General features: G+C 61.8%; 14 protein-coding genes. 7 read left to right on the top strand and 7 right to left on the bottom strand.

Annotated elements, in window-relative coordinates:
- Positions 1 to 10: 10 nt before the first annotated feature.
- Genes NKJ89_RS05160 through NKJ89_RS05150 form a run of 3 tightly spaced genes read right to left on the bottom strand, consistent with a single transcriptional unit; the run spans position 11 to position 873 of the window.
- Positions 11 to 172 (bottom strand): hypothetical protein, encoded by a 162-nt coding sequence (locus tag NKJ89_RS05160; protein WP_023759014.1) that lies wholly within the window; start codon positions 170 to 172, stop codon positions 11 to 13.
- Positions 173 to 204: 32 nt separating this feature from the next.
- Positions 205 to 582 carry a hypothetical protein gene (locus NKJ89_RS05155; protein WP_023759015.1) on the bottom strand — a complete coding sequence of 126 codons (378 nt, stop codon included), beginning with the start codon at positions 580 to 582 and terminating at the stop codon, positions 205 to 207.
- A 12-nt stretch (positions 583 to 594) separates the two neighbouring features.
- The gene (locus tag NKJ89_RS05150) at positions 595 to 873 is read right to left on the bottom strand and encodes a hypothetical protein (RefSeq protein WP_352600471.1); all 279 of its coding nucleotides are present in this window, start codon (positions 871 to 873) and stop codon (positions 595 to 597) included.
- Between the two features lie 296 nt (positions 874 to 1,169).
- Between NKJ89_RS05150 and NKJ89_RS05145 the strand changes: the two genes are divergently transcribed.
- The 4 genes from NKJ89_RS05145 to NKJ89_RS05130 are packed head-to-tail and all read left to right on the top strand — an operon-like array spanning position 1,170 to position 4,953.
- Positions 1,170 to 2,303, top strand: coding sequence for an aminomethyl transferase family protein (locus tag NKJ89_RS05145; RefSeq protein WP_352600470.1), 1,134 nt, complete (start codon positions 1,170 to 1,172; stop codon positions 2,301 to 2,303).
- 41 nt (positions 2,304 to 2,344) lie between these two features.
- On the top strand, positions 2,345 to 2,941 hold the full coding sequence (locus tag NKJ89_RS05140; RefSeq protein ID WP_352600468.1) for a dimethylamine monooxygenase subunit DmmA family protein: 597 nt from the start codon (positions 2,345 to 2,347) through the stop codon (positions 2,939 to 2,941).
- A complete protein-coding gene (locus NKJ89_RS05135; RefSeq protein ID WP_352600466.1) occupies positions 2,938 to 3,903 on the top strand; it encodes a PDR/VanB family oxidoreductase in 966 nt (321 codons plus the stop codon). The genes NKJ89_RS05140 and NKJ89_RS05135 overlap by 4 nt, the downstream gene beginning before the upstream one ends.
- 9 nt (positions 3,904 to 3,912) lie before the next feature.
- Entirely contained in the window at positions 3,913 to 4,953 is a 1,041-nt protein-coding gene (locus tag NKJ89_RS05130; RefSeq protein ID WP_352600465.1) for a heme-dependent oxidative N-demethylase family protein, read from the top strand.
- Positions 4,954 to 5,167: 214 nt separating this feature from the next.
- Here NKJ89_RS05130 and NKJ89_RS05125 read toward each other — a convergent pair whose 3' ends face one another.
- Positions 5,168 to 5,884, bottom strand: a complete 717-nt coding sequence (locus tag NKJ89_RS05125) for a helix-turn-helix domain-containing protein (RefSeq protein WP_352600463.1) — start codon at positions 5,882 to 5,884, stop codon at positions 5,168 to 5,170.
- Positions 5,885 to 6,221: 337 nt separating this feature from the next.
- Here NKJ89_RS05125 and NKJ89_RS05120 point away from each other — a divergent pair, with 337 nt between their 5' ends.
- The 3 genes from NKJ89_RS05120 to NKJ89_RS05110 all read left to right on the top strand — a co-directional run bounded on the left by NKJ89_RS05120 (position 6,222) and on the right by NKJ89_RS05110 (position 11,645).
- Positions 6,222 to 7,580, top strand: coding sequence for a trimethylamine monooxygenase (locus tag NKJ89_RS05120; protein ID WP_352600461.1), 1,359 nt, complete (start codon positions 6,222 to 6,224; stop codon positions 7,578 to 7,580).
- 420 nt (positions 7,581 to 8,000) lie between these two features.
- Positions 8,001 to 9,095: a branched-chain amino acid ABC transporter substrate-binding protein gene (locus NKJ89_RS05115; RefSeq protein WP_023759023.1), complete on the top strand. Its 1,095-nt coding sequence runs from the start codon at positions 8,001 to 8,003 to the stop codon at positions 9,093 to 9,095.
- 81 nt (positions 9,096 to 9,176) lie between these two features.
- Positions 9,177 to 11,645: an adenylate/guanylate cyclase domain-containing protein gene (locus tag NKJ89_RS05110; RefSeq protein WP_352600766.1), complete on the top strand. Its 2,469-nt coding sequence runs from the start codon at positions 9,177 to 9,179 to the stop codon at positions 11,643 to 11,645.
- Positions 11,646 to 11,713: 68 nt separating this feature from the next.
- Here the strand turns inward: NKJ89_RS05110 and NKJ89_RS05105 are convergent, their stop codons facing one another.
- The 3 genes from NKJ89_RS05105 to NKJ89_RS05095 all read right to left on the bottom strand — a co-directional run bounded on the left by NKJ89_RS05105 (position 11,714) and on the right by NKJ89_RS05095 (position 15,831).
- Positions 11,714 to 13,696, bottom strand: a complete 1,983-nt coding sequence (locus NKJ89_RS05105) for an ABC transporter permease (protein WP_352600459.1) — start codon at positions 13,694 to 13,696, stop codon at positions 11,714 to 11,716.
- Positions 13,693 to 14,778 carry a quaternary amine ABC transporter ATP-binding protein gene (locus NKJ89_RS05100; protein WP_352600457.1) on the bottom strand — a complete coding sequence of 362 codons (1,086 nt, stop codon included), beginning with the start codon at positions 14,776 to 14,778 and terminating at the stop codon, positions 13,693 to 13,695. Before NKJ89_RS05100 ends, NKJ89_RS05105 begins: the two co-directional genes overlap by 4 nt.
- A 78-nt stretch (positions 14,779 to 14,856) precedes the next feature.
- Positions 14,857 to 15,831, bottom strand: coding sequence for an ABC transporter substrate-binding protein (locus tag NKJ89_RS05095; RefSeq protein ID WP_352600455.1), 975 nt, complete (start codon positions 15,829 to 15,831; stop codon positions 14,857 to 14,859).
- Positions 15,832 to 16,194: the final 363 nt, after the last annotated feature.

Raw genomic sequence — 16,194 nt, 5'->3', positions numbered from 1 at the left:
CAATCCCCACTCAGATCCGGTGTTTTTCGGAAACGGCTTCCAGTTCACCTTCGCGCGATGAGGTCAGCACCTCTTCGGAGAAGGTCGTGTCGACCTTGAACCAGTCGTAGAGCATCCACAGGGCAAGCACGATCGAGATGCCCCAGCATGCGTAAGAGAGTACCGTCCACATGGTGCGTGCCCCAATTCTTGTCGTCGAAGCTTTTACTTGTCGTCGAATTTTTCGTTGATGACGTCGCGATATTCGCGGTCGGACGCGCGAAACAGGAAGACGAAATAGCCGATCAGCACGGCGGCCATGATGATCAGCGTCGGCCAGTCGATGACATAGTGGAAGCGGTTCTGGATGATGTCATGCGCCGTCTCGGGCGTGTAGCCGAGCTTTTCCCATATCGAAGCCATGGTCGGGTTCTGGCCGAGCGCTTCCCACGTCTTGGCGTCGAGCGCGTCGATCGATTTTGCCGCACCGGCGAGGCCCAGCTTGAGCGGCAGCCACAGCGCCACGAAAATGGCGACCACCACGACGGCGATGTCGAAAACCTGCCCGGCCTTGCTCTGCTCCGGTGGCGTGTAGCGCGGCATCTTTTCTACCCCTCAGGACTTGCGGTTGCGGAACGCGTCGGCGTTCTTGATATCGAGCCCGTAGATGAATTCCTTGTCTTCCTTGTAGTGCTTGACCATCGCCAGGATGGCGGCCGTGTTGAAGATCAGCACGGCAGCGGCGGCGGCGGCGACGACCGCCTTGATCCCCGTATTCGGGACGTACGGCCACGTCATGAAGAGGACGAAGAGGATCGTCGCCCACAGGCACACGATCAGGAGCGCGGACCCGCGCACGTCGGAACGGTACAGCGCTTCGATGCGCTGGTGCATTTCTGACATCGGTTTTCCCCTTTTCCCAACGTTCGACCCCGAATTGGCCGCCCGCTGCCCTCTTTCAAGAGAGTGAAATTTTTTTCATAAATTCCGTCCGAATCCCGCAATTGTCAAGCGCGATTTACACCGGGTTAACCGTTTGCTTCGCGCAATGGATTTTGCCTCACAATGAAATTAATTGCTTATGGGTATTGCGGCGCCCTGACGTTTGCGGTCAATATTCGGCCAAAGCTCCCGCCGCTGCGCAGGGAGCGGGGAATGGCAAAAGATTGTTCGAAGCGGAGGACGTGCGGATGACGGCATCCTGGAGATTTTCGGCCCTGGCGGATCGCCATCGCGCGCTCGGTTCGAAGCTCGAAGACTGGAGCGGCATGGGAACCGCCTGGAGCTACGACAAGAATGCCGACGAGGAGTACATCGCCATCCGCACCAAGGCTGGCCTGATGGACGTCTCCGGCCTCAAGAAGGTCCACATCACCGGGCCGCATGCCTCGCACCTGATTGATCTCGCGACGACGCGCGATGTCGAAAAGATCTATCCCGGCAAGTCGGCCTATGCCTGCATGCTGAACGAGGCGGGAAAATTCACCGACGACTGCATCCTCTACCGCACTAGCCCCAATGCCTGGATGGTCGTGCACGGATCGGGCACCGGCCATGAGGAATTGCAGCGCGCTTCGGTGGGACGCGACGTCTCGCTGCGCTTTGACGACAATCTGCACGATCTGTCGCTGCAGGGCCCGACATCGGTCGATTATCTGGCCAAGCACGTGCCGGGCATTCGCGATCTGAACTATTTCCACCACATGCAGACGCAGCTGTTCGGCTTTCCGGTGATGATCTCGCGCACCGGCTACACCGGCGAGCGCGGTTACGAGATCTTCTGCCGCGGCCAGGATGCCGGCACGATCTGGGACAGGATCCTCGACGAGGGTAAGAGCGCCGGCATCATTCCGTGCCGCTTCACCACGCTCGACATGCTGCGCGTCGAAAGCTACCTGCTCTTTTATCCCTACGACAATTCCCAAAAGTATCCGTTCGACAATGAAGGCCCCGGCGACACCCTGTGGGAACTCGGCCTCGACTTCACCGTCAGCCCCGGCAAGACGGGCTTTCGCGGCGCCGAGGAGCACTACCGCCTGAAGGGCAAGGAGCGCTTCAAGATCTATGGCGTTCTGCTTGACGGCAAGGAGCCCGCCGATGAAGGCGCGCCGGTCTATCGCGACGGAAAGAAGGTCGGCTTGGTGACCTGCGCCATGTATTCGCCGCTGGTCGAGAAATCGATGGGCATCGCCCGGCTCGACGTCGATTGCGCGGTCAAGGACACCAGGCTCGAAATCCGCAACAAGAGCGGTGCCATCAAGGCGACTGCGCAGCCGCTTCCCTTCGATGATCCCAAGAAGGCCAAGCGCACGGCGAAAGGTTGAGGCATAGTCAACGGCGAGGGGTTCGAGGCACGAAGAGTTAGATGGCAGTCAAAAGCATCATCAGCCGGCCGGTTTACGGAACCTTGGGTCCGCAACCGGGCAAGCATCATCTATTTATCGCGGATGCGGAAGGGGCGCTGGCGATAAGGGACATGGCCGGCAGCGCGCCGGCCGGGTTCTTCGACGGGGCCGAAATCGTCTTTATTCCTGGCTCTGACGGTAAACACATCGCCGCGCTCGAATCGCTGAAACCGGCACAGTTTCATCAGGCTCCGTCCTTCGCCAGCCTGCTGCCACGGCTCAGGCAGACACTCGCCAACGCGCATATGGGCCTGCGCCTCTATCTCGCCGGCACCGAAGGCCTGATCGGCCAGGCGATGCAGCTGGCGCTTGAAGCCGGCATCGACCACACCTCGATCCAGACCGAGCACCGCGGCTCGCGGGCGCGGCGCATGCAGTGCGTGCACTGCAAGGGCATCACCGAGAATGTGACGACGCAGCCGGCGACCTGCGCGCATTGCGGGCTGCTTCTCCTGGTGCGCGACCACTATTCCAGGCGCATCGCCGCCTTCCAAGGCGTCTGCATCAATGCGGAAGATCGCTCGGAGATTCCTCCGATGGAGGAGATTTTTCGATGAGCACCGGAACAACAAAACTCGATGTCGTGGTCAGCGATGTCGTACCGGTCAACGACCTGGTCACCCGCTTCCATTTCCGTCGCCGCGACGGCGAGCTTTTGCCGACCTTTTCCGGCGGCGCCCATGTCGTGGTCGAGATGCGCGATGGCGAGCGCACCAGGCTCAATCCTTATTCACTGATGGGCTCGCCGCTCGACACGCGCGAATATACGATCTCGGTGCGCCGTGATGATGTCGGCCGCGGTGGCTCGCTGTTCATGCACCGGAGCGTCAAGCCCGGCATGGAGATGGTGGTCAGCTATCCCGTCAATCTGTTCTCGCTCGACCTGCGCGCCAAGAAGCACCTGATGCTGGCCGGCGGCATCGGCATCACGCCGTTCATGGCGCAGACCGCGCAACTGGCGGCCGAAGGCGGCAATTTCGAACTGCACTACACCTGCCGCACCGCATCGCTCGGCACCTATGCCGATGTGCTGCGCGAGCGCTACGGCCGTCGCATCAGGCTCTATCACGACGATCGCGAGGAACGCATCGAGCTCGACCGCTTGCTGTCGACGCAGCCGCTCGGCACGCATCTCTATGTCTGCGGCCCGGCCGGCATGATCAATTGGGTGCGTGACCGCGCGGCAAGCCTCGGCTGGCCGCCGGAGACCGTGCATTTCGAGCATTTCGCGGCCCCCCAGCCCGGGCTGCCGTTCGACGTGACGCTTGCCGTCAGCGCCAAGACGATCCGTGTCGATGAGCAGCAGAGCCTTCTCGAGGCGATCGAGGCGGCCGGCGTCGATCCACCCTATCTCTGCCGCGGCGGCGTCTGTGGCCAGTGCGAAACCAACGTCATCTCTTCGGACGGCAGGTTCATCCACAACGACCACTGGCTGAGCGAGGAAGAGCACCGTTCAGGCAAGAAGATCATGCCGTGCGTGTCGCGCTTCGAGGGCCGGTCCCTGGTCCTGGAGCGCTAGGAGAAAATCATGGGCATCACCTTTCGCAAGGAAACGTTCCGCGACGATTTCACCTTCAGGAACAGCCCGGAGCACATAAGGCGGTTTCCGTTCCCGTTCCACGAAGACGCCTACATGTATGCGGTCAACATCGAGCCGCATGTCGTCGGGCCGAAGGGCAGCGTGCTGGAAAACCTGATCGACGTCGACGAGCACTATGTCGCCGAGATGCACGACCGTGCCTTGGTGCTGGCCGAGGATCCGCTGCGCTGCCAGTCGCTGCCGCACATGACGCTGGCCGGCTGGGACCTGCTCGAGCTTTTGATGGAGCAGCAGGCACTTGGCTATCCCGACCACTTCACGCTGACCCGTAACGGCGACCGCTGGCGCTGGATCAACCGGCCGCTGGGCATCGACGACACCTTCATTTTCGGCGACACCTCGACGCTGCCTTACGGCCCGATGGAATACATCACCCGCCAGAGCCAGGGCGATTTCTGCATCCTCGACCAGCGCGACGGCAATCTGTGGATGGATGCCGGCATGGTCACCACCCAGGCCGACTGGTCGCTCGATTTCGACATCGGCATGAACTTCTTCGAATGGCACGCGCCGGTGCCGCTGGCGCATGAGAAGGGGATTTTTGTCAGGGCGCTGAAATTCCTCACCAACATCCAGCAAGGCAAGCCGGCCCGGCGCCTGAACTGGACGATGACCATCAACCCGCGCCTCGACACGAGCCCGGAGAACTACCACAAATGGGGACCGGACCGGGCGACGGTGACGCCCGAAAATGTCGGCGACAAGGTGCATCTGCGCGTCGAACTGCAGAGCTTCTGGCGCCTGCCGCGCTCGAACGGCATCGTCTTTCCAATCCGCTGCTATCTGATCAAGATGGACGAACTGGTGACGCAGCCGAAATGGGCACGGCGCCTGCACCGCGTCATCCGCGACCTTCCCGACGAACTCGCCAACTACAAAGGCTTGACGCGCTACCGTTCGGCGTTGGTCAAGTGGTTGTCGAAATTGGATGATGGGAGTGCGACGAGCCCAGGCTTTGGGCCGGATTGAAGCTGCCACCCGCGAATCTGCCGATCTCCCCCCTCCGTGGGGGAGATGCCCGGCAGGGCAGAGGGGGGCGCGAAGGAACGCAAACCTTACCCACCCTCGGCGAAAGATCACCAACAACCCTGAGGTTGCAGTTGTGATGCATTGATAAGTTGGCAGGACAGCGCCCCCTCTGTCCTGCCGGACATCTCCTCCACGAGGGGGGAGATTGGCTAGCTCAGCCCGCACTCTGCGGATAACAAATGATCGAGAGATAGCGCATCGGCAATTTCGTCAGCTGCTCCGGCCCGTGCGGTGCATCGGCGTCGAAGAACAGGCTGTCGCCGGGCTTCATCGGGTAGAGATTGCTGCCGTGCCGGTAAACGACCTCGCCCTCGAGCATGTAGAGGAACTCCATGCCCTCGTGCTGGAAGGTCGGGAACACGTCCGAATCCTCCGTTAGCGTGATCAGATAGGGTTCGACGACGACGCCGCTGGTGTTGGAACCGATATGACCGAGCAGATTGTACTGGTGGCCGGCTCGCGTACCGCGGCGCTCGACATCGAGGCCCTCGCCCGCCTTGACGAAGACGGCACTGCGCTCTTCCTCGAAGCGGCGGAAGAAGGCGGTCACCGGAACGCCGAGCGCCCGCGACAGTGCCTGCAAAGTGGTCAGCGACGGCGAGGTGATGCCGTTCTCGATCTTCGACAGCATGCCCAGCGAAATGTCGGTGGCGACCGCGAGGTCTGCGACGGTGATGCCGAGCTTCTTGCGGAAGGCCCGCACCTCGCGGCCGATCGCCACCTCCAGCACTTTTTCACGGGTATCGCGAATGGCATGCGGGTTCTGCGTCAGCGGCGCGCGGATGGTTTTCCCGTCGGCCGAGACCTTTGGCAGCGGCTTGGCCTTCGCACCGGCGGAACCAGCCTTGAAATCGGAAACTGTCTTCGCCATGTCGCCCCGGCACTCCTGGGATTTATTTCACTCTAGGTGAACATGTCAGCTGCCGATACAGCAGCGCAACTGCGACGGCAAGTCGCCTGAAGGCGCATGCGCGTGATCCCGCGTTTGGCCGCACCAGTTTTTTTCGGAAATCCATCACGGTGCAACCTTGTTTCAGCACCGGCCGGTTGACAGCACGAAAGGGCCAATTATTGTCCTGTGGGTGAAATTTGTTTCGTAAGAGCAATTCGATGAAAAGCGTAAAGCGGTTTTCCCGGGAAAAGCCGGTTGCGCTTTCCCTTGGGGATTGCGTCAAGACAAAAGCCGAAATCAGATCGGGAGGCCTGCCATGAAAAGTCGCGTTGCCGTCATCGGAGCCGGTCCATCCGGCCTGGCACAGCTCAGGGCCTTCAAATCGGCGGCCGACAAGGGCGCCGACATCCCCGAGATCGTCTGCTTCGAAAAGCAGTCGGACTGGGGCGGCCTATGGAATTACACCTGGCGCACCGGCCTCGACGAACACGGCGATCCTGTGCATGGCTCGATGTACCGCTACCTATGGTCCAACGGCCCGAAGGAATGCCTGGAATTCGCCGACTACACTTTCGAGGAGCACTTTGGCCGGCCGATCGGCTCCTATCCGCCGCGCGCCGTGCTGTGGGATTACATCAAGGGCCGTGTCGAGAAGTCGGGCCTGCGCAAATGGGTGCGCTTCAACAGCCCGGTGCGCATGGTGACGTTTTCGGACGAGACGAAGAAGTTCACCGTCACCGCGCATGACCGCACCAATGACGTCACCTATTCGGAAGAGTTCGACAATGTCGTCGTCGCTTCCGGGCATTTCTCGGTGCCCAACGTGCCCTATTTCGAGGGTTTCTCCACCTTCAACGGCCGCATCCTGCACAGCCATGATTTCCGCGACGCGATGGAGTTCAAGGGCAAGGACATCCTGATCATCGGCCGCTCCTATTCGGCTGAGGACATCGGTTCGCAATGTTACAAGTACGGCGCCAAATCGATCACCTCCAGCTACCGCTCGAAGCCGATGGGCTTCAAATGGCCGGAGAATTGGAAAGAGGTGCCGCTGCTGCAGAGGGTTGTCGGCAAGACGGCGCATTTCAAGGACGGCACCACCAGGGATGTCGATGCCATCATCCTGTGCACCGGCTACCTGCATTCTTTCCCGTTCCTGACCGACGATTTGAAGCTCAAGACCGCCAATCGCATGTGGCCGCTCGATCTCTATGAAGGCGTCGTCTGGGAGAAGAACCCGCAGCTTTCCTATATCGGCATGCAGGACCAGTTCTACACCTTCAACATGTTCGACGCGCAGGCCTGGTTCGCGCGAGACGTGATCATGGGCCGCATCAAGCTCCCCTCTGCCGAGGCGATGGCCGAGCACGGCGCGAAGTGGCGGGCGCGTGAGGAAACGCTGGAAGACGCCGAGCAGATGATCTGGTTCCAGGGCGACTACACCAAGAAATTGATGGATCAGACCGACTATCCCGGTTTCGACGTCGAGGCGGTCAACCAGACCTTCATGGAGTGGGAGCACCACAAGGGCGAAGACATTATGAGCTTCCGCGACCACGCCTACCGCTCGCTGATGACCGGCACCATGGCGCCGCTGCACCATACGCCCTGGCTGCACGCGCTGGACGATTCGATGGAGAGCTATCTGGAAGTGAAGGGGGTAGCGGCTGAGTAGCTCCGGTCTCCGAACCGAAGGGTCGCATCAGCGAAAAGTGGATACCGATCTTTTGCTTCGCCGACCTCGGCTTCGGAAAAGATCATGGTCAAATAAGAAAACGAAAATAGAGTCCGCGGCCTAGGGTCAAAACCCAATCATTCTGAACGATCGAGTCCCGGCCCTCTCGGCCATTTGACGCCGAGAGCCTGGACGACGCAAGTTGACCCAATCACGACGCTCACTCCGGTCAGTGGTAACGTCCGGATTTGGCGCGCGATTCCGACCTCAGCGAACGAAGTTACGACACGCCATTCCAGTGTATGATTGCTTCGCCAAATTAGGTGTGCGCTGCAATAGCAGCCGGATTCAGTCGCGCTTGCCGAAGGGGCTGTCGGCTCTGGCGGGATTGGCGTAAGCTACAGCTAAGGGGGTGCACACATGCACCGCATCATCGCCATAGCGATCTTAGTTCTCGCGGCCGTGTTCAGCTCCGCGCGGGCGGAGGTGCTGATCGGCGTCTCGGCTGCGATGACGGGACGGCTCGCCTGGATCGGCGAGCAGGGACAGCGCGGCGCGGAGATGGCAGTGGCCGACGTCAACACGGCGGGCGGCGTGCTCGGCCAGAAGGTGAGGCTCATCTCGGTCGACGACTTCTGCGATCCCGAGCAAGCTGTGGCGGCCGCCAAGAAGCTGGTGGCTGACGGGGTCGTGCTCGTCGTCGGGCATTATTGCTCCGGGGCCTCGATCCCCGCATCAAAAGTGTACGAGGAGGCGGGCGTCGTTGAGATATCCCCAGGCTCGACCAATCCGCAGCTGACCGAACAGGGCCGTGCCAATGTCTTTCGCACCATTGGCCGCGACGACGCGCAAGGGTTCATCGCCGGCAACTACCTTGCCGATCGCTGGGGCAACAAGAAGATTGCGATCCTCCACGACAACTCGACCTATGGGAAGGGTCTCGCCGACGAGACCAGGAAGCAGCTGAACAAGCGGGGCGTGACTGAGGCCGTTTACGACGCATACATTCCCGGGAAGGACGACTATTCGGCCGAGGTCGCTGCGTTGCAGACCGCCGGCGTCTCGGCCTTGTATGTGGGTGGGTATCATGCCGAGGTTGCGCTGATTGCTCGCGCTGCACACGACAGTGGCTATACGCTTCAGCTCATATCCGGAGATGCTTTGGCGACCGAGGAATTTGCCCTGATCGCCGGCCCCGCGGCGGAGGGGACCCTCTTCACGTTCCCGGCGGACCCGAGGCGAAGCTCCGAAGCGGCCGCGGTCGTTGAGCAGTTCCGTGCGGAGAACTTCGAACCCGCGGGCTATACGCTGTTGAGCTACTGCGCGGTCCAGGTCTGGGCCCAGGCCGTCTCGAAGGCAGGTTCGCTGGAGCCGAAGGCCGTCATTGCGGCACTGCACGAACAGGAATTCGACACCGTCATCGGCCGGGTCGATTTCGACGACAAGGGCGACCTCACGAAGCAGAGCTGGGTTTGGTACGTCTGGCGCGGCGGAGAGTACGTGCCGGTTGAATAGGATTCGCTGATCGCCGGCGCGCCGGCTGAGACGTCTAGTCTGATGAAGACCAGTGTGGCCGGACTGTTCCGACTCGCCGAGATGCTTGAACGCCTCGGCATACGCGGCCGGCTGTTGCTCGCCTTTTTCGGGATCAGCGCCCTTGCGGTGCTAGCAACCGCTGCGGCGCTTTATGCCTTCCTCCAGGTTGGCGACGTCGTCGACCGAATTACCACGGATCGAGTGCCGTCGGCGCTCGCCTCCCTCCAGCTGTCGCGCCAGGCCGAACGGGTCGCTGCTGCCGCGCCATCGGTGCTGGCAGCGACAAGCAGGGCTCAGCACAGCGAGGTCTCGGCTGCCGTCGCGCTCGAGATGTCCCGCCTCGAGGCCCTGCGCACGGACCTCCGGGATGCCACGTCGGGCACAGTGCCTTTGGCCGAGATCGAGGAAGCCGCGATTGTTCTGAGGCGCAACCTGAAGGAGCTCGACTCTCTTGTTGTCGCCCGGCTCGACGTGGTAGCCCGTAAGGAGGAACTCCTGAACCGCCTCGCCGCGACGACGACCGGCAGCCAGCGCCTTGTCGCCACCGGCATCCTAGTGATGGATTCCAGGCTCCCGCAATGGCGGGCGGTCGCGGCCGACACGTCGCTGTCGCCTGATCGACGCGCAGCGGCGATGGCCGACCTGGTCCAGGCGATTGCGGCCTACATCCCCCAGCAGAAGGCGCAGCTGGAGATCTCGGCGGTCAACGACGCGCTGGTGAAGGTCGCGAACGCGCCGACGCCGGGCGACCTGGCGTTGATCCTTTTTCCGCTACGCCGTTCGCTCACTGCTCTTGAAAAGGTTGCCACGGAGATCGACGAAAAGCTGCGGATCCGCTTCCGGCAGCGTGTCGACGAATTCAAGGGTTTGACCGACGGCGAGGACAGCATCCCCAAGGCGCGGGAGGACGAGTTTGCTGTCCTGGCACAGGGCGAAAGGCTTCTGGCCGAGAACAATCGACTGTCGCGCAATCTCACCGCTGGCGTCGATCGCCTGGTCGCCACGGCAGACCAGGAGATCGCTGCGTCCGGTCGCGAAGCCGCGCTCGTCCAGCGCTACGGCACCGCGGTTGTGCTCGGCTCCGCCTTCCTCAGCCTCCTGAGTTCGGTTCTGGTTGTCTGGCTCTATGTCGACCGCAGCCTCCTTGCCCGACTGGGGGCCGTGAGCCAGGGCATGCTCGCGATTGCGGGGGGCAACCTTCGTGCGCCGCTGCCCGCAGCTGGCAGCGACGAAATCGGGCGCATGGCCGAAGCGCTGAGACTCTTCCGGGATACTGCTGTCGAGATCGAGGAAAAGAACCTGCGCGACGTTGCGGAAGCTCGTCAGCGGCTCATCGATGCCATCGAAAGCATCTCCGAAGGATTCGCTCTGTACGACTGGGAGGACCGGCTCGTCCTCAGCAACAGCCGCTACCGCGAATTGCTCTACACCGGTCTGGAGACCGAACTGACGCCCGGCACGACATTCGAGCAAATCATTCGCCGATCCGCTGAGCGCGGCTACATCAAGGACGCCGAGGGGCGGGTCGAGGAGTGGGTCGCCGAGCGCCTCTCGCGGCACCGCAACCCTGGCGAACCTTGGGTGCAGCGGCGAGGCGACGGGCGATGGGTCATGATCAGCGAGCGGCGGATCAGCGCCGGCGGCACGGTCGCCGTCTATTCGGACATCACTGAGCTGAAGCAAAGGGAGGAGAACCTCGCCGAGAAATCCGTGGTTCTGGAGGCGCTTTCCAGCAAGCTGGCGAAGTATCTGGCGCCCCAAGTGTATCGCTCGATATTCACCGGCCGCCAGGAGGTCAGGATCGCCAGCCAGCGGAAGAAACTGACAATATGCTTCTCCGATATCGCCGGCTTTACCGAGACCACTGACAAAATGGAATCCGAGGATCTCACCCAACTCCTCAATCACTATCTGACGGAAATGTCGAAAATTGCTTCGGATCACGGCGCGACAATCGACAAATATGTCGGCGACGCGATCCTGATGTTTTTCGGCGATCCCGAGACTCGCGGCGTCAAGGAGGACGCGCTGGCTTGCGCGCAGATGGCACTTGCAATGCAAAAGCGGATTAGCGAGCTTGCCGAAGTCTGGCGGGACATGGGGATCGAAACACCGCTGCGCTGTCGCATCGGCATCCATACCGACTACTGCACCGTCGGTAACTTCGGCAGCGAGGACCGGATGGACTACACGATAATCGGCGGCGCCGTGAATCTCGCCTCGCGCCTGGAGCAGGAGGCGCCGCCGGGGGCCATCCTCATTTCCTACGAGACGTTTGCGCAAGTGAAGGACTCAATCGACTGTGAGGAGTTGGGGCACGTCCAGGTCAAGGGGATCGCCTATCCCGTCGCCACCTACCGCGTCATCGATCTGAAGGACAATCTGGCGGCCGCTCGTTGTGCTGTTCGAACCGAGCTGCCGCACTTCAGGCTGGAACTTGAACCGGAGCTGATGTCCCCTGACGAGCGTGGCGATGCCGCCACTGCACTTCGAGACGCGCTGGATCGGCTTTGTCACAAGCCCGGGTAGTAGTGCTTGGTCCACGGTCATTCGGCCACGACCGGAAATGAAGCTCTGCGTTCGTTCGCTGACGAATCCTACCCCAGCCTCGCCCTGGCTTTCGCCGTCCAGGCGCTGAACAGCCGGTCGGCGACGATGCCGATGAAGGCTATTGCCAGGCCGGCGACGATGCCACGGCCGGAATCGGCCTTGGACAGCGCGATGAACACTTCCTGGCCGAGATCGCGCGTGCCGACCATGGCGCAGATGATGATCATCGCCAGCGCCATCAGGATCGTCTGGTTGACCCCCAGCATGATCTCCGGCAGCGCCAGCGGCAGTTGAACGCGAAAGAAGGTCTGGCGCGGCGTGCAGCCGGACACCTTGGCCGCCTCGATCAGCGCCGGCGGCACCTGCCTGATGCCGTGATTGGTGTAACGGATCGCCGGCACCACGGCGAAGGCTATCGTTGCGATCATCGCGGTGACATCACCGACCCGAAACAGCATCACCACCGGGATGATGAAGCAGAAGGAAGGCAGCACCTGCAGCGTGTCGATGACCGGGGTGACGATCTTTTCGAAGCGGTCGCTGCGCGAGGCCATCAGCCCGATCGGGATGCCGATCAGACAAGCGATGAAGGCCGAGATGCCGCAGAGATAGACGGTCGCCATGGTTTTTTCCCACAGGCCTGTGATGGCACAGAAGGCGGTCAGAGCGGCAACCAATACGGCCAGGCGGAAACCGCTAAGCTGATAGCCGGCGAGGCCGAGCAGGAAGACGGCACCCAACCAGGGAAAGCCTTCGCAAAAGGCGCGCAGCGGGTTCAGCAGGTTCAGGATGAGCGCCACACGAAACGCCTCGATCGTGTCGAAGAAATTGATCGTCACCCAGTTCACTGTCGCTTTCCACAGCGGCGCGGTGGTGAAGGTGATCGCTTTCGGCACCGCCGCGAAGGCCGGCACAAACAGGCCGAGCAGCGTTGTCACGACAAGTATGGCGATGGCCAGCGTCAGATTGGGGTAGCGCCGCCAGAGGCTCGGGCTGATCGCCTGATGGACATGACCCTTGGCCTGCTTGTGCGCGATGGCCTGGCTCAGTCGGTCGAGTGCGACGGCGAGCGCCACGATGGCGAGACCGGCTTCCATCGCTTCGCCGACCTTCAGCGCGCGCAGGGCCAGGAGCACGTCGTAGCCGAGACCACCGGCACCGATCATCGAGGCGATGATGACCATATTCAGCGCCAGCATGATCACTTGGTTGACGCCGACCATCAGTATCGGCCGCGCCGAAGGCAGCAGCACCCGCCACAATTTCTGGCGGGCCGTGCAGCCGGCCATTTCGCTGAAATCGTCGATCTCGGAGGGCACCCGCGACAGCCCCAGCATCGTCGCCCGCACCATCGGCGGCGTGGCGAAGATGGCGGTTGCGATCATCGCCGAGACCGGGCTGTTGCCGAACAGCAGCAGCATCGGGATGAGGTAGGCAAAGGTCGGGATCGTCTGCATCAGGTCAAGGGCAGGGGAGACGATGAGCTTTTCCGCCCAAGGCTTGCGCCATGCCCATATGCCGGCGAACAGGCCGGTGACGATGCAGAACGGCACCGCGATAGAGATCAGCGCCAGCGTCAGCATGGCACTGGTCCATTGGCCGAACAGCGCGATGTAGAGGAAGCAGCCGCCAACCAGCAGGCTAAGTTTCCGGCCGCCAACGGCACGTCCGGCGAGGAAGGCGGCAGCGCAGACGCCGACCCAGGACAGGCGCGGCAGGACATAGGCATCAATGCCATGGCCGATCTTGAAATTCTTGGCCAGCAGGTTGAGCGCGAAATCGAGCGGTACGCCGAGCACCGCGGTGATCGAGCGGGTCAGCCACGACAGGTTCGACTTGATCCAGCGCATCAGCGCGCTGACCCAGTCGGCGACCGGCACGACGGCGCTTGCCGGATAGTTGACGGCCCAGGGCAGGCGGTCCTGCAGCAGGAACACGACAAGCACGGCGGCAAGCGCGAACGCCCAGATCAGCAGCCAGATCTGAAGAGGTCGCGCCCTTGCTTCACTGGCGCTTGCCGTCGCCGTCATGCGCCGGCCCTCGAGCGATCGATACCGACCAGCAGATCGATCACCGCTTGCGGCGTCACCTCGCCGATGGGCTTGCCGGTGCCGTTGACCACCGCGAACGGCTTGTCGGCGGCAACAATGCCGGCCGAGAAGCTGGCGATCTTGGCATCCGGGGTAACGGTGCCGCCATGCTCCGAGCCGTCGCAGGCGCGCATCAGGCTGCGTGCCGAAATCACCTTGGCGCGGTCCACGTCGCGGGTGAACTCGGCGACATAGTCGGTCTCCGGATTGACCACCAGCTCTTCCGGCGTGCCGATCTGGATGACCTCGCCGTCCTTCATGATGGCGATGCGGTCGGCCAGCCGGGTCGCCTCGTCGAAATCGTGGGTGATGAAGACGATGGTCTTGTGCAGCATGGTCTGCAGCCGCATCAGCTCGTCCTGCATCTCGCGGCGGATCAGCGGATCGAGCGCCGAGAACGGCTCGTCGAGGAACCAGATTTCCGGTTTGGTCGCCAGGCTGCGGGCGATGCCGACACGTTGCTGCTGGCCGCCAGAAAGCTCGCGCGGATAGAAATGCTCGCGTCCGCGCAGGCCGACGAGTTCGATAACCTCGCGGGCCCGTGCCTCGCGCGTCGGCCGGTCCTGTCCCTGGATGCTGAGCGGAAAGGCGATATTCTCCAGCACGTTGAGATGCGGCAGAAGCGCAAAATTCTGGAACACCATCCCCATACGGTGTCGCCGCAATTCGATCAGTGCTGCATCCGAGATTTTCAGGAGGTCCTTGCCCTCGAATTCGACCTTGCCGTGGGTCGGCTCGACCAGTCTCGACATGCAGCGCACCAGCGTCGATTTGCCGGAGCCCGACAGGCCCATGATGATGAAGATCTCACCCTGGCGGATTTCGAGATCGACGGCGCGCACCGCGCCGACAAGTCCGGCAGCAGCGACTTCAGCCATGCTGGCCTTGCCGTCGCGTTCTCGGATGAAGTTGGCCGCATTCGATCCGAACAGTTTCCAGACATTGCGGCAGGCAAGTTTTATCGGGCGGGCATCCTTTGGCGTGCCAGCGGCGTTTGGTCCCTGTTCAGTCTTGTCCGTCATTCAAGCGTCCTTCTGGAACATCAAGAATTGAGGCCCGGCTGATCAAGCAGCCGGGTCTCATTTTTCCAGTTGGAACGATTACTGCGCCCAGGCTTTCCAGTCGGCCTCGTGGGCGGCGATCCAGGTGGCGGCGACATCTTCCGGCGTCTTGCCGCCGAGATCGATCTCGCCGCTCATCTTGTTGAGTTCGTCGGTGTCGACCGTGTAGGCCTTCGCCACCTTGTAGGCGACCGGCCATTTGTCCTTCATGCCGGCCCAGGAGTATTTCCAGATCTCGCCATGCGGCTTGCCGCAATCATATTTGGCGTCAGGGTTCACGCCCCATTTTGGGTCGTTGTAGCACTCGGGCGTGTATTCGGGGAATTCAATCCACTCGCCCTTGTATTTGGCCGGCGCCCAGTGCGGCGAATAGATCCACAGCATGATCGGCGCCTTGCGCTGATAGGCGGAATCCAGCTCGGCGAACATCGCCGCGTCGGTGCCGGCATGGATGACGGTGAAGGGCAGCTTCAGTGCCTCGACGCGCTCGTCATCAAAGCCTTCCCATGTCACCGGCCCGCCGAGATAACGCCCTTTCGGTGTGGTTTCCGCCGTCGAGAAGGCCTCGGCGCATTTCGGGTCCTTCAGCGCTTCCCAATTGGGCAGGCCGGGGCACTTCTCCTTCATGTATTCGGGAAACCACCACTCTTCCTTGGCCTTGGGTCCGAGCTTGCCCAGCCGTTCGGTCTGGCCGGTCGCATCGGAGGCTTTCATCGCCTCGCCGGCGGTCGTGTCCCAGAATTCCAGGCCGACATCGAGATCGCCATTGGTGAGACCGGTGGTCAGGCTGGAGAGGTAGTCGGCGGTCGGATATTCGACGGTATAGCCGAGCTTTTCCAGGATGCCGCCGAGGATCTTGGCGTTCAGATTGACACTGGTCCAGTCGAACAGCGCGATCTTGATCGGATCGTTGGATTCCGGTGCGGCGGCTTGAGCGGACGGCGTCAGCAGGCTTAACGTCGCCAGCGCGACGGCGCCCATCGAGAGTTTCGAGATGTGACTGCGAAATGACATGCTTGTTCTCCTTCAAGCTGTGACAGTTATCGGTCGTTCCCTTCTTGCGGCTTTTCTTGATTGTGTTGGAAAGGCAGTTCGTTGCGCAAGGCCATCGGCGCCAAATTGTTGCCTTGGCTTTGGCCAAAGCAGGCAAGATGGTGCTCAATTCTGGTGATGGTGGAAAATGCTGGGAGTCTCAGCGTCATGGCTGCCGACGGATCGCTGCGGGAGCGATCATCTGCGGATCAACTGCCGGTCCTGCGGCGCCCTGCAAGGTGCGAGCCATCAAGGTCCCATGATCCAGAGCATTTCCGGCGAAACACGATCGCCTCCAATGCTCCATCCGTTTGTTTTTACGCAATTCCGGACGCAAAACCGCTT

This window comes from Mesorhizobium sp. M0047 (assembly GCF_040323315.1).
In the GTDB taxonomy this organism is placed as follows: domain Bacteria; phylum Pseudomonadota; class Alphaproteobacteria; order Rhizobiales; family Rhizobiaceae; genus Mesorhizobium.
The sequence above is the reverse complement of the archived record's forward strand: the minus strand, read 5'-3'. Positions and strand labels throughout refer to the sequence as shown.